General features: G+C 38.1%; 14 protein-coding genes. 4 read left to right on the forward strand and 10 right to left on the reverse strand.

Translation table 11 applies throughout. The features are described from left to right. Nucleotides 1-188 precede the first annotated feature (188 nt). Nucleotides 189-377 carry a hypothetical protein gene (locus ACFX40_RS21295; protein ID WP_225049418.1) on the reverse strand — a complete coding sequence of 63 codons (189 nt, stop codon included), beginning with the start codon at nt 375-377 and terminating at the stop codon, nt 189-191. A 609-nt stretch (nt 378-986) separates the two neighbouring features. On the opposite strand from ACFX40_RS21295, the gene plsY reads away from it, so the two are divergent. Together plsY and htpX are read left to right on the forward strand one after the other, a co-directional pair. Continuing rightward, nucleotides 987-1,574: a glycerol-3-phosphate 1-O-acyltransferase PlsY gene (gene plsY, locus ACFX40_RS21300; RefSeq protein WP_136789968.1), complete on the forward strand. Its 588-nt coding sequence runs from the start codon at nt 987-989 to the stop codon at nt 1,572-1,574. A gap of 325 nt (nt 1,575-1,899) precedes the next feature. Next, nucleotides 1,900-2,772 carry a protease HtpX gene (gene htpX / locus ACFX40_RS21305; protein WP_013057489.1) on the forward strand — a complete coding sequence of 291 codons (873 nt, stop codon included), beginning with the start codon at nt 1,900-1,902 and terminating at the stop codon, nt 2,770-2,772. 40 nt (nt 2,773-2,812) lie between these two features. Here the strand turns inward: htpX and ACFX40_RS21310 are convergent, their stop codons facing one another. Continuing rightward, nucleotides 2,813-3,799: an MBL fold metallo-hydrolase gene (locus tag ACFX40_RS21310; RefSeq protein ID WP_098579422.1), complete on the reverse strand. Its 987-nt coding sequence runs from the start codon at nt 3,797-3,799 to the stop codon at nt 2,813-2,815. 277 nt (nt 3,800-4,076) lie between these two features. Here ACFX40_RS21310 and ACFX40_RS21315 point away from each other — a divergent pair, with 277 nt between their 5' ends. Continuing rightward, nucleotides 4,077-4,400, forward strand: coding sequence for a YnfA family protein (locus ACFX40_RS21315; protein WP_014459650.1), 324 nt, complete (start codon nt 4,077-4,079; stop codon nt 4,398-4,400). Nucleotides 4,401-4,522: 122 nt separating this feature from the next. Here ACFX40_RS21315 and ACFX40_RS21320 read toward each other — a convergent pair whose 3' ends face one another. The 3 genes from ACFX40_RS21320 to ACFX40_RS21330 all read right to left on the reverse strand — a co-directional run bounded on the left by ACFX40_RS21320 (nt 4,523) and on the right by ACFX40_RS21330 (nt 7,666). Next, a complete protein-coding gene (locus tag ACFX40_RS21320) occupies nt 4,523-5,806 on the reverse strand; it encodes an ABC transporter substrate-binding protein (protein ID WP_047931829.1) in 1,284 nt (427 codons plus the stop codon). Nucleotides 5,807-5,876: 70 nt separating this feature from the next. After that, complete coding sequence (locus tag ACFX40_RS21325; protein ID WP_013057493.1) at nt 5,877-6,704, reverse strand: carbohydrate ABC transporter permease; 828 nt, start codon at nt 6,702-6,704, stop codon at nt 5,877-5,879. Beyond that, the gene (locus ACFX40_RS21330) at nt 6,704-7,666 is read right to left on the reverse strand and encodes a carbohydrate ABC transporter permease (RefSeq protein ID WP_028408977.1); all 963 of its coding nucleotides are present in this window, start codon (nt 7,664-7,666) and stop codon (nt 6,704-6,706) included. The genes ACFX40_RS21325 and ACFX40_RS21330 overlap by 1 nt, the downstream gene beginning before the upstream one ends. 224 nt (nt 7,667-7,890) lie before the next feature. Here ACFX40_RS21330 and ACFX40_RS21335 point away from each other — a divergent pair, with 224 nt between their 5' ends. Next, nucleotides 7,891-8,730 carry an SDR family oxidoreductase gene (locus tag ACFX40_RS21335; protein WP_377256253.1) on the forward strand — a complete coding sequence of 280 codons (840 nt, stop codon included), beginning with the start codon at nt 7,891-7,893 and terminating at the stop codon, nt 8,728-8,730. A 43-nt stretch (nt 8,731-8,773) separates the two neighbouring features. Here ACFX40_RS21335 and ACFX40_RS21340 read toward each other — a convergent pair whose 3' ends face one another. From ACFX40_RS21340 to ACFX40_RS21360, 5 genes are all read right to left on the reverse strand, one after another. Next, nucleotides 8,774-10,105 carry a TIGR00366 family protein gene (locus ACFX40_RS21340; RefSeq protein WP_377256256.1) on the reverse strand — a complete coding sequence of 444 codons (1,332 nt, stop codon included), beginning with the start codon at nt 10,103-10,105 and terminating at the stop codon, nt 8,774-8,776. Nucleotides 10,106-10,232: 127 nt separating this feature from the next. After that, entirely contained in the window at nt 10,233-10,718 is a 486-nt protein-coding gene (locus ACFX40_RS21345; protein ID WP_162214447.1) for a GNAT family N-acetyltransferase, read from the reverse strand. 26 nt (nt 10,719-10,744) lie between these two features. Beyond that, entirely contained in the window at nt 10,745-11,056 is a 312-nt protein-coding gene (locus ACFX40_RS21350; protein WP_377256259.1) for a hypothetical protein, read from the reverse strand. Between the two features lie 100 nt (nt 11,057-11,156). Next, nucleotides 11,157-11,342 (reverse strand): DUF4083 family protein, encoded by a 186-nt coding sequence (locus ACFX40_RS21355; RefSeq protein ID WP_043981614.1) that lies wholly within the window; start codon nt 11,340-11,342, stop codon nt 11,157-11,159. Nucleotides 11,343-11,434: 92 nt separating this feature from the next. Then, entirely contained in the window at nt 11,435-12,541 is a 1,107-nt protein-coding gene (locus tag ACFX40_RS21360) for a CapA family protein (RefSeq protein ID WP_050690498.1), read from the reverse strand. Nucleotides 12,542-12,740: the final 199 nt, after the last annotated feature.

Consider the following 12,740-nt stretch of genomic DNA (forward strand, 5'->3'; position numbering starts at 1 on the left):
TACGTTTTTATACGGGACTAGTGTAATAGTGGAAAATGAATGAGAGGAAAAGACGTGGTTTTACATGTAATAACGAGGAGCTCTTCGTAAAGAGAACGAATGAGATATAAACAAAAAAGCCGAACTCAAAATGTAAGCTCGGCTTTTTCTTATATGATAAATAGAATTATTGTAAAATGTTTCTTGTATTAGTGTTCTCGACTCTTCTCAAATTTTTCAACAGCTTCAAAATCAAGCTCGGCTGATATCCAATCGCCTTTTTCCGGGAATTCTAGATTGCGCACGACTATTTTATTCGGCACCTTTTTTTCCAAAATTTTCGCCTGGCAGTTTTTGTACATAACTACTTCTCGTTCTTTGATATCTGTCCACAACAAGTGCAGAACCCCTTTCAACTTTAAGAAGTTAATATTTCGAAACACTGTTTTACATTCTATTATATTTTTTTTGATTTGTTAATTTATTTGTCTTATTTTTTATAAAAAAATATTAAAAGACATTCCTTCTAATACAATATACCCAAAATATCTTTTAATCCTTAAACATTTATGTTATATTTTAAAAATTGTATTACAAGTTTTTTATTTTTGCAGAAAAAATCAGAACGGCTGATGCGCAAAAAACTTCGCTGGTGTTGTAGCAAGTTTTTTATTTTTGCCTTTCCGCCTACTCTCTTTTCTTTTTTACATATTTATAATGGACATATGGATTCGTCCTAATACGTAGGAAGGCTTGAAAATTCAAAAACATCTCAGCATAAAGTCATGAAGCTATTCCGCTAAAAATACAGTTGAATTTACAAATACTCTACCAAAACAGCCAGCACCCTCTATCCATATAAAAGTTGCCTTCCACTATTTAAGAAACCACAATTTACTCCCTGGGAAGCAATCCATACTGATAGAAGTGTTCAGAAACAAAATAAACTTTACTCTTGATATCTTGCTATAAAATGAATAATAACAACACAATTTGAGGTGCCAATAATGAACGTATTAACAAACGCTATAATTATCTTATTAGCTTATTTAATTGGGTCCATTCCTTTTGCTTTAGTGATTGGAAAGGGCTTTTACAAAACCGATGTTCGCAAGCACGGAAGCGGTAACTTAGGAGCCACTAATACCTTTCGCACTTTAGGAAAGAAAGCAGGTATTATAGTATTGATCGGCGATATAGCAAAAGGTTCGCTAGCTGTCTGTTTACCGCTTATGATGAATAGCCACTTGCATATGCTTGTCCCTGGATTTATCGCTATTCTTGGACATAGCTATCCTGTTTTTGCAAAGTTTAAAGGAGGAAAATCCGTAGCGACTGCGGCTGGTGTATTCCTTGCATTTTCACCATTAGCTTTCATTCTAGGGGTTCTTGCTTTTTTAATTTCTCTCAAAATTTCTAAATACGTATCCTTATCTTCACCTATTGGCGCATTGGTTGCCTTTTTAGCATCAATTTATGTAGGCGATGTAGTTTTAATGGTATTTGCAGCCATTATTTTTGTTTTCATTACATGGAAGCATATTAAAAACTTCAAACGCATTAAATTAGGTACAGAACCAAAAGTTAATTTTTAAGCGTAATAAAGTTATTTACTATTAATCTTTAAATATTTTTGCCAAAAAGGTGTTCATGATTTGAACACCTTTTTTATTATTTTAGTACGTCTCGTCCGAAGATAGACGTAAATTATAAAATTTCTATTAACAAACGCTCTTGGTTATAGAGTAAATTATACATTCCGCTACTTCTTGTATCTCATTTTGTAATTTGATATTTCCTATTTAATAACTTAGCATAATAACCTTTTTAATTTTAATAACTTTGAATAAATAAATGAAACCTTTCCTCTCCTCTAACCGTATATCTATCATGCACGTATTAGTTAAAGGAGGAAGACTTGTGCTAAAACGAATTTCACTGTTTATTTTCGTTAATATTTTAGTATTAATTACAATCACAACGATTACATCTTTATTAGGTGTTCAAAGCTATATGGGAAGCAGCGGTTACGGCGGCCTGCTGGCATTTAGCGTCATTGCTGGCTTCAGCGGGGCGATTATTTCTCTTATGATGTCACGCGTGATGGCAAAGTGGATGATGGGTGTTCAAGTTATTGATGAACGTTCTCCTCAAGGTGAATATGAACGATTTGTTTTAGAAGAAACGCATCGACTTGCATCTGTTGCAGGATTAAGAAAAATGCCTCAGGTCGGAATTTATCATTCAGCAGAAGTTAACGCTTTTGCAACTGGGCCAAGTAAAAGACGCTCGCTTGTTGCCGTTTCAAGCGGAATGCTTGAACGAATGGACCGCGATGCGATCAGCGGCGTTATCGCTCACGAAATAGCGCATATTAAAAGCGGTGATATGGTCACAACTACGCTTCTGCAAGGAGTATTAAATACATTCGTTATTTTCTTCTCTCGTTTAGTAGCCAAAGCGGTGTCAAACTTTGTGCGAGAAGAGTTTGCGATGGTTGTTTATTTCCTTACATCGATTGTGTTTGAGATTCTCTTTAGTATCCTAAGCAGCCCAATTATCTTCTGGCATTCAAGAAGACGTGAATTCAAAGCCGATGAGCTTGCAGCTAAACTCGGTGGTAAAGAAAAAATGATTTATGCGTTAGAATCGCTTCGTCATACTACTTCATTAGTAGATGACCGCCAAAAATCAATTGCCGCTTTTAAAATTAGCGGTAAAGAAAAATTCTCACGCTTATTCTCTACTCACCCGCCGCTTGAAAAACGCATTGAGCGCTTGCATTCACTATAAGCATAAAAACCAGCTTCTTTATAGAAGCTGGTTTTTTATATTATGACTGAGGAGCAAGCACACGTGTAGTTTCCCACAGCAAGACGCCATCTTGATTTTTTGTTAATTCAACATATCCTTCTTTCTCTAAATACGTAAGCTGGCCGTACACTTCTGAGAAAATAAAGTCCGGTGCTTTTTGATACATATCCGGGAAAAAAGCTGCGCTGACTTCAAGCGTTGTTTTCTTTCCTTCACCCATCGCTTGTAACACGCGCAGCGCCCATTTATGCTGCTTTTGAATACGTTCCATAATTAAAGAATGAATGTCACTAAGCGGTTTACCATGTCCGCTGTAGATCAAATCAATGTCGTAGTTCAACGTTTTTTCTAGCGACGCCAAGTAGTCCAATAGCGGCGTTGGCTTAGGATTTTGAATGGTTGGCTCTAAATACGGGTTTGACGGTACTTTTGGCAAAATATGATCTCCGCCAAACGCGACTTTTTCTTTTCGATTGTAAAACATCAGCTGACTCAAGGAATGTCCCGGCGTTTCAATCACTTCCCAATCACTGGCATACGGAAGTGTATCTCCTTCTTTCAAATACCCTGCTAGCTTCTGCCCTTTAGGTGAATATACTTGAATTGCAGCCGTTGCTTTACGAAGCCATGTATCCATTACATCATCACTGACTCCAAACTCCATAAGGAAATTATGGTATAACTCATTATGCTGCTGAACAAACTCTTCATCTTGGTAAATCCAAGGCTCCACAAGCTTATGACCGTAAACCGGTATATCACTCGGCAGCCATTCTAAAAATCCAGTGTGATCCGGATGCTGATGAGTAAGAATCACTTGTTCAATATCTGTTACTTTATATCCTTCTTTACGAAGCGCCTCTTCAAAAACATTCCACGCTTCTTCGGTTTTCATCCCTGCATCAATTAACGTTAACTTGTCTGCTTTTAATAAAAACACATTCACTGGTCCAATTGGAAATGGCGTAGGCAGCTCAATGCGTATTACTTTATGATCTAAACTCATTTTACCAAACCCCTATATCTGCATTCTTTTATATAGTCCATTTACTGCTAACTTCTACCTTTTGTAAAAGTACCCTGAGCATCAATAATTGAATGACTCTTTGTACTCTCACAAACATTCTACATAAACTCATACTATTAATAGTTTAGCAGGTTTGAAGACAAATTGATAAAGGAATGCTTTCCAGTGTACTTATTTGAAGCAAACGAATGATTCATCAAACGAAGAAAGTAAGATAGAATAAAGAGATGAAATGATGATATAAGGAGTATAGTTTATGATTAAAGCAATTTTTCTTTTTATTTTAGCAGGTCTTGCTGAAATTGGCGGAGGCTATCTGATTTGGCAGTGGCTGCGCGAAGGAGCATCAAGCTGGTTAGGACTTCTAGGCGGTATTGCTTTGGTGCTGTACGGCGTCATTGCTACGTGGCAGTCGTTCCCGGACTTTGGACGTGTATATGCAGCTTACGGCGGTATTTTTATTGTTTTAAGCCTGTTTTGGGCGTGGTGGGTTGATAAAAAAATGCCCGATACATACGATTGGATTGGCGGACTTGTGTGTCTGATTGGCGTAGCGGTTATGCTTTGGCCAAGAAGTTAAGTGATAACGCAGAAAGCGGCAGAATACATGAATTCTGCCGTCTTTTATTTTTTTAGATAAATACAGCTATATTGCCAGTTTATGTACTCACAAAAAAGACAACCCAAAGGTTGTCTTTTTTATTACTTCAACTCAGCCCATCTTTTATCTAATGATTTTAACAGCTCATCTTCAGATGTTTGGCCGCCGATGTATTCTTGTACATCCGCTCCAAATTTTTGCGTTACGCCTTCAGGGAATTTTGTCCATTCCCAAGGAAGCGTTTTTTGATCCTTAGAATATTTAAGAAGTTCTTCGCCTAAAGGTCCAATGTCTTTCGCTTCAATTGATTTAAAAGCTGGAATGTACTTAAAGTCTTCTACTAACGCTTTTTGGCCTTCTTTAGATGTGACCATCCAGTTTAAGAAGTCTTTTGCTGCTTTTTTATCTGCCGCTGGTGCTTGTTTGTGAATAACCCAGTTGCTTGGAACGTCGATTGCAAGCTTGTCAGCTACAGCTGCATCATCGCTTAACGGCATAGGTAGAATGCCTACATCCATGTTCGGCGTAATTTTATTAAGCATTGGCTGAATCCAGTTTCCTTGCTGAATCATCGCTGCTTCACCGTTCGCAAACTTCGTTACTTGCGTGTTGTAGTCCGTCGTTAACGGATTTTTATTTCCGTATTTTACCGTTAAATCAAGCAGCTTTACATACTGTTTGAACTGCTCGTTTCCTGCGATTTTCGTACTGCCGTCATTTAATCCTTTAATAAATGCATCCGGATCTTTTTGACTAGCAAATGGAATATTTAAGCCGTGGTTTCCAAGCACCCACCACTCGCCGTAGCCGATAGAAAATGGCGTAATACCGGCAGCTTTAAGCTTTTTAGCCGCTGCTTCTAATTCTGAATATGTTTTTGGAAGTTCTTTGATGCCTGCTTTTTTGAACAGTTTTTTGTTATATGTAAATCCGTAGCCTTCAAGACTGATTGGCTGTCCATATACTTTACCGTCCATCGTCATTGGTGTAAGTGTGTTTTCGTACGCGTCATCAATCCAAGGCTGATCGGATAAATCTTCTAATTTATTTTTCCACGTTTTTGCCTCTTGATATCCGCCGTTTGTGAAAAGGTCAGGTGCATTCCCCGACGCAAACTGCGCTTTTAAAGCTGCTGCACCGTCAGCTCCTCCACCAACCGTTTGGATATTGAACTTCACATTTGGATGTTCTTTTGTGTATTGATCAGTTAGAGCTTTTAGCTGATCAGCGATTTCTACTTTTCCTTGAAATACATCTACTACTACTTGATCTCCGCCGCTTTTTTTATTACCCGATGCGCTTTCGTTTGAACATGCGGTTGAAAATAAAAGCGTAGCCGATAAAACACCTGCTGCTAAAGGCCATTTTTTCATTTTAAATGCCATTTTCCGTTCCTCCCTATTTGCTGCTGGTTTTGACGCCACAGCCTCAAAACCAGCCCTGTTGCCGATACTATTATTTAATTGAACCGCTTGTAATTCCTTTAACAATGTGTTTTTGCATTGCAAAGAAGAAGATTAATAGCGGGATAATACTGATTACAAGTGCTGCTAGTGCTAAATCCCACTGCTTTGTATACTGACCAAAGAAGAAGAATGTCGCAAGCGGAATCGTTCTTAGCTCAGGATCTTGCAGAACAAGAGACGGAAGTAAGAAGTCATTCCAAATCCATAGGCTGTTTAAGATAACTACGGTTACTGTAATTGGTTTTAATAACGGAAATACAATTCTCCAGAATACGCCTAGACGTGAGCATCCGTCGATGATTGCCGCTTCTTCTAGCTCAACTGGAATTCCTTTAATAAATCCGTGGTACAAGAAAATCGTCATACCTGAACCAAAGCCTAAATACATGATCACAATACCCCAGATGCTGTTTAACAGATTTAAGTTTCCTGCTACTTTTACAAGTGGAATCATGATGGATTGAAACGGAATAACCATTGCCGCTACGAATGCCATAAAGATAATGCTGCTGATTTTTTTCTTTGTTCGAACCAGCATGTAAGCTGCCATTGAACAGAAGATGACTAGAACTGCGTTACTAATGACTGTAATGATCAGCGAGTTGCTAAGCACTTTTAAGTAATTCATTTGGTTGAATGCATTAACAAAGTTTTGAAACTGAATCGTTGTCGGCAGCGCCGATGTGTTTGATAAAATTTCTGCAAATGACTTCAGTGAGTTTGAAAGCACGTAATAAAATGGAACCAAGAACACTAGTCCAAGCAGGACTGCTAAAATTTCAACAATAAAGGTTTTGCTCGTATATTTGTTTCCCATCACGATTCAACCTCCTTCTTCTTGGTGTATGTTACTTGAATAATTGTAATTGCTGCTACGACGATGAAGAAAATTAAGGCTTTTGCTTCACCTAGACCGTATCTGTTATTAACAAATGCTTCTGTATAAATGTTAAGCGCTAACATTTCTGTTGATTTAAATGGACCACCGTTTGTTAATGATAAGTTGACATCAAATACTTTGAATGACCATGAAATCGTTAAGAATAAACAAACCGTTACTGCCGGTGCTACCATTGGAATTGTAATGTGACGAAGAATTTGCCATCTGCTTGCTCCGTCAATTTTTGCTGCTTCAATCAGCTCTTGCGGTACGTTTTGAAGTGCTGCTGTGTAAATAAGCATGATATAGCCCGCTCCTTGCCATACACTTACAATCACGATGCCCCAAAATGCTGTTTTTGCGTCTCCCAGCCAAGGAAGCTCAAAAAGCGAAATTCCCGTGATTTGTCCGATAGATGCAAATCCTTTTACAAAAATGAACTGCCATACAAATCCTAGTAAAAGTCCGCCAATTAAATTCGGCATAAAGAAAACCGTACGTAAAATGTTTCGTGTCTTTAACATTTGAGTAACAAGGATTGCTAACACGAACCCAACCACATTCGTTAAGATAATTGCAACGACCGTATATTTCGTTGTGATCCAAAACGATTGCTGAAACTGCTTATCTTCAGTGAATAAGTACTTAAAGTTATCAAGTCCCACCCAGTTAATCGTACCGTTTACTCCGTTCCAGTCTGTAAATGAGTAATAAATCCCTGTAAAAAATGGTATAAGTACAATCACACAAAATGCTAATAGTGCGGGTCCTACAAATAGTGCAAATAAACCTACATTTTTCAAATTTTTACGTCTTTTCGTATTAATGGATGGTTCTCTTTTAAGTTCTTGCTCTAAAGGAACATATTCTGTCTCCTGTAATTTACTTTGGCTATTCATCTTACTAGCACCTCCCTATGTCTTATTTTAGCGAAATCAGTTATTTATGAAACCGCTTTAATTGACGAGTAGGGTGTAAAATATTGACCTTTGTGCAACATTTTCTCCCCTGTGCACATTTTACGCATTTTTTTAAAGTATGCATGAAAGAAAAGCTAGAAGTGGACGGCGTATCTTCTTATCTTATACACTAGAAAAAAGATGTAGTTGGGAGGAACATACGCATGACAGCCAAACGAGCGTTAATTACGGGTGCCAATTCTGGAATGGGGCTGGCCACAACGATTGAACTAGCTAAAAAAGGATTCGAAGTCATTATGGTATGCCGAAATGAAGAAAGAGGAAATACGGCTTTAGAAGAAGCGAAGCGTCAAAGCGGATCGGATTCCATATCTCTTATGACCTGCGACTTAGCTTCTCTCGCTAGTATCCGGGCTTTCAGTGATGACTTTATGTCTCGCTACAGTATACTTGATGTGCTGATTAATAACGCGGGCGTCGTGACAGTTAAGCGGGAAATAACACAAGACGGATTCGAAATGATGCTTGGTGTTAATCATTTAGGTCACTTTTTATTAACTAATTTACTTTTAGAGCTGCTGAAAAAATCTAAGCAAGGACGCATTATAAACGTTGGGTCCGGTGCTCATAAATCTGGAAAAATAGACTTCAACAACCCTCACTTAACAACAGGATTCGGAATATGGCGAGGATACTCTCAGTCTAAATTAGCGAATAATTTATTTACGGTCCATTTAAGTAAAAAGCTAAAAGATACTTCTGTAACCGTAAATTGCCTACACCCCGGTGCAGTCTCTACCGCTATCGGCGTTAATCGTCAAACGGGTTTTGGAAAAAGCGTTCACGCCGTGCTTCGCCCTTTCTTTTTAACACCTCTTCAGGGTGCCGAAACAGCTATTTATTTAGCAGACAGCCCTGAAGTGACGCATATTAGCGGCGCTTACTTTTATAAAAAACGCGTTACGCCCCCTTCTTCAAGAGCAAAAAATGAACGGCTTGCAGAAGAATTCTGGAACTGGAGTGCACGCGAAGTTGGCTTATAATGTAGAATAAAAAAAGGTCAGCTTTTCAGCTGACCTTTTCGTATTAGAAAAACGTTAGTCCTATAGCAAAAATAAAGCCTGATACAATTAAGGTGGTCACGCAGTAGCCCATTATATCGCGCGCTCCGAGCCCTGCGATAGCTAGTGCAGGCAGTGCCCAAAACGGCTGCGCCATATTCATCCATGCTTCTCCGTAGGCAATGGCCATCGCAGCGACTCCCGGATCTACGCCGAGCTGTTCAGCTGCCGGCATAATAAAAGGTCCTTGTACAACCCAGTGTCCTCCTCCAGATGGAACAAAAAAGTTCACAACGCCAGAACTTAAAAACGCAAGAAACGGAAATGTCGTTTCATTTGAAATCGAGATAAATACGTTCGTTAGCTTCCCGCCTAAGCCTGATAGCTCCATCATGCCTTGAATACCTGCGTAGAATGGAAACTGAATCACAATCCCAGCGGTTCCTTTCGCAGCATTAGAAACGGCATTCATATAGGATAAAGGCGTGCGGTGAAGTAAAATACCCGTTGTAAAAAACAATAAGTTCACTGTGTTAATATCCATTTTAAAACCGTTTGTAGCAAAATAATAAATTAAATATGAATACCCAAGAAGCGCAATCGTCAGACTTAAAAATCTGCTGTTCTCCATCCGTACAGCAAATGTTGGCTTAGAAGAGGTGGTCTCAACAACTGTAGCCGGAGCCATTTCATCTTCCGCCAACAGTCTTGGATCAATTTCTACCACTTCTTTTCCCGTCGGCATCATCAGTCTTGTCATAATAGGAAGGACAATTAATAACCCGAGGGTAATAAATAAGTTGTACCCTGTAAAAATCGTGTCTGACAGCGGAATAAGTCCAGCCGTTTTTTCCATTGGGTTTCCAGGTGTAGCAGCAACAAGAGGAATCGAACCCGACAAGCCTCCGTGCCATGTTAAAAACCCTATGTAAGCACAGGCAATTAAAAACCGATAATCAGATCCCGGCACGCGCTTCGCTACTTCTTTCGCAAACAGCGCACCTACAATTAAACCAAACCCCCAGTTAATCATACAGGCCATAGCTGCGCCGAGCGTGACCAGAATTACCCCTTGTGCCGGAGTTTTGGCTAACAGCGCTATGTTCACAAGCCACTTTTTTACAAGCGGCGAGCTGGCAAGCGCATGTCCCGTGACAAGCACTAAGCTCATTTGCATCGCAAATGCCAAAAGGTTCCAAAAGCCACTTCCCCAAAACTGAACCATTTCAATCGGCCCGTGAGGAGTAAAAACAATACCTGATACAAATAAAATCAGCGTCAGGATTAGAGCAAATACAAACGGATCAGGTAAAAAACGCTGCACAAGCGCTGTGAAGAAATTAGATAACGCTTTCATTTTACTCCTCCTTTACAGGAATACTCCTGTGAATAAATGTCGACAAGCATCTTTAATTATACATAATTTGTTGAAAATTGTTAATATTTAGTTTAAATAAAAAACCCTTCTGTTTTTCAGACGGGTTTTACACACTAAATGTTTGAATAAGAGTTGGCTCTCCGTCAAGTTCGATTTTCTTTTCTTGAAAGGAAATATGTAAGCTTTTATAAATATGTTTCCAAAATGAAATAGCCCGCTTATTGCCTGCAAGCTCAATAATCATATATGTTCCTTTTCGATGAGAGAAAATGTCTTTTACCGTTTTGGAAGCGATGCCCTGCCCTCGGTATTTGTTTAAGATAAAAAAATCATTGATGCAGTAATCTGCTTCTTGCTGAAGTGCGGGCTGTTCAAGAAGTAAAAAAAAGCCCGTCAGCTTATCATCTACTTTAATAAAGTATGGCGAGAGGCCTTCTACTTTCCAAAACAGCGGCAGCTCTTCAAAGTGGAAAGCTCCATCTTCGCGAATATCTAAAGAAGGTGTATACGCAGATAAATCGTGGAGATAAAGAGAATACAAATTTTGCAAAACGCCCGCTTGGTCTTTAGGTACTTTTTCAATCGTAAGCATTCTTAGTTCATCCCCTTCTTTTCCTATCATAAGGGTTTTTTGTGAAAGTTTACAGTAAAAATGTTTGAGCAAAGTGAAGATGGATAGTCAAAAAGCTCTTTTTTCATTTTGTAGATGTATGAAACGAAATAAAAAAAACGATCATCTCCGGTACTGTACGCTCCGTCTGATAATCGTTTTTTATGTTTTGTTTGCTGATGCTGAAGTTTTTCCTTCTTTGTTTTGGTTTTCCGCGTTTCCATGTCTGCAAATACAAACAGACTGCGGTTTAATTCTGGGTTTCGCTTGCCTTCACGCGTCATTTTATCACGCATTTTTTTTGCTTTTGACTTTGCCATGTAACTTCCTCCCTATATAAATGATGTATACATATCTTACTGCTTTTTTATAAAATGTCAAGTGCAGAAGCACTGATGTATTGACAGTGCTTCTGTATAGTTAAGACTCTTTATTTTTCAGCATATCATCTAACTTTTGCTCCATACGCTGAAGCCTTTTTTCATTTGCCCCCTGCTTTTGAATCAACCTTTTTAAGCCTATAATAAATGCAATTATTACTCCTGCTATTCCTATCAGGATAAGCATCATAAGAATTTGAAAAATTATATCACCTATATTAACCATAGTTCCACCTTTAATCTATTTTTTTACATTATATCATTTTTTTGGTTGTTTTTGTTTTATTTTATAAAAAAAAGCTCTCAATGCTGAGAGCTTCATTTACTATCTTCATCGTAAACTGTCCACTTTTCCTGTTTGATTTGATTGGAAACATCAATCAGTTTATTTTTCACTCGGTCCTTTTCCGGGCCTGTTAAAGGCGTAGGTCGGTAGTCGTTTCGTGCTGTTGTGGAAGAAATACGGAATGGAATGACGTTGATGTCTTTATTCGTCGTTAGCTTTCCATCTTTAATCGTAAACTTCTGCTGAAATACAAATGTATCTTTATCACTTGGATTTTTGTTTCCGCCAAACATAAAGTTTCCTAAGCTATAGACAATAAATTTATTTTTGTACTCTTCAATTCCTTGAACAACATGAGGATGATGACCTAAAATTAAATCTGCTCCGTTATCAATTGTATATTTTGCCAATGCTTGCTGCGCTGTATCAGGAACATAGTGTCGCTCAGATCCCCAGTGGAAATGCACAATGATAATTTTAGCGCCTTTTTCTTTTAAAGACTTAATTCCGTCTTTAATCTGACTTCTTATTTCTTTGGTGTCATCCCAGCCCGGATATCCAAGCAACCCTACTTTGACTCCTTTTACCGTTGTGACGTATGTATCTTCATAGCCAAAATAGCCTATTCCGCTTTTCTTCAAGTTCTCTCTTGTATCATCATATCCTTGCTGTAAATAATCACGTGTATGATTATTAGCTAAGTTAACGGTTTCAATACTTCCTTGTTTTAAAATATTCACAAAAGAAGGATCACCTTTAAAACGAAATGTTTTACTTGCTTTTTCAGTCGCAGTTGTCAGCGTCGTTTCTAAATTAACCGTTGTTAAATCATCTTGTTCAAAAATCGACTTTACATTTTGCGTAAAATACGGAAGGCCATTTCTTGCCGCTACGTCATTAAAAGTAGAATCATAGCTGAAGCTTTCATCATTTCCTAAAGTAAAATCTCCCGCTGCGCTAATTTTAATGGTTGTATTAATGCCCTCTTTTTTTTCTTTTTTTGTCGCTTCTTCTTTAGATTTTACAGCTTCTTCTTTTTTCTGCGGTTCAGAAGATGTTTGTTCTCCTGCTCCTCCGCACGCTCCCAGTAAAAAACACAAACTTCCATAAATAACAGCTTTTTTTAAATACTTGTTCATGTAACGTTAAAACCCCTTTTTACGTTTTAATAACTGTGTTTGGACATGGTGTTTAATGTACATTTCGCCAAATACATACAATCTTCCTGTTATATCGGCAAAATAAGTGAAATTTTTATAAAAAAAGGAAATTCCTATCTTCTTTTTGGGTTAGAACAAGAGGTTTTTGTAATACAAGCGCTATGAAGAAAGCTGATGA

The organism is Priestia sp. YIM B13552, assembly GCF_042787775.1.
Lineage (GTDB): Bacteria > Bacillota > Bacilli > Bacillales > Bacillaceae_H > Priestia > Priestia megaterium_E.

Coding starts and splice junctions, on each gene's coding strand:
- plsY (WP_136789968.1), top strand. CDS start 987: ATGAACGTATTAACAAACGCTATAATTATCTTATTAGCTTATTTAATT.
- ACFX40_RS21310 (WP_098579422.1), bottom strand. CDS start 3,799: ATGAGTTTAGATCATAAAGTAATACGCATTGAGCTGCCTACGCCATTT.
- ACFX40_RS21315 (WP_014459650.1), top strand. CDS start 4,077: ATGATTAAAGCAATTTTTCTTTTTATTTTAGCAGGTCTTGCTGAAATT.
- ACFX40_RS21320 (WP_047931829.1), bottom strand. CDS start 5,806: ATGGCATTTAAAATGAAAAAATGGCCTTTAGCAGCAGGTGTTTTATCG.
- ACFX40_RS21325 (WP_013057493.1), bottom strand. CDS start 6,704: ATGGGAAACAAATATACGAGCAAAACCTTTATTGTTGAAATTTTAGCA.
- ACFX40_RS21330 (WP_028408977.1), bottom strand. CDS start 7,666: ATGAATAGCCAAAGTAAATTACAGGAGACAGAATATGTTCCTTTAGAG.
- ACFX40_RS21335 (WP_377256253.1), top strand. CDS start 7,891: ATGACAGCCAAACGAGCGTTAATTACGGGTGCCAATTCTGGAATGGGG.
- ACFX40_RS21340 (WP_377256256.1), bottom strand. CDS start 10,105: ATGAAAGCGTTATCTAATTTCTTCACAGCGCTTGTGCAGCGTTTTTTA.
- ACFX40_RS21345 (WP_162214447.1), bottom strand. CDS start 10,718: ATGCTTACGATTGAAAAAGTACCTAAAGACCAAGCGGGCGTTTTGCAA.
- ACFX40_RS21350 (WP_377256259.1), bottom strand. CDS start 11,056: ATGGCAAAGTCAAAAGCAAAAAAAATGCGTGATAAAATGACGCGTGAA.
- ACFX40_RS21355 (WP_043981614.1), bottom strand. CDS start 11,342: ATGGTTAATATAGGTGATATAATTTTTCAAATTCTTATGATGCTTATC.
- ACFX40_RS21360 (WP_050690498.1), bottom strand. CDS start 12,541: ATGAACAAGTATTTAAAAAAAGCTGTTATTTATGGAAGTTTGTGTTTT.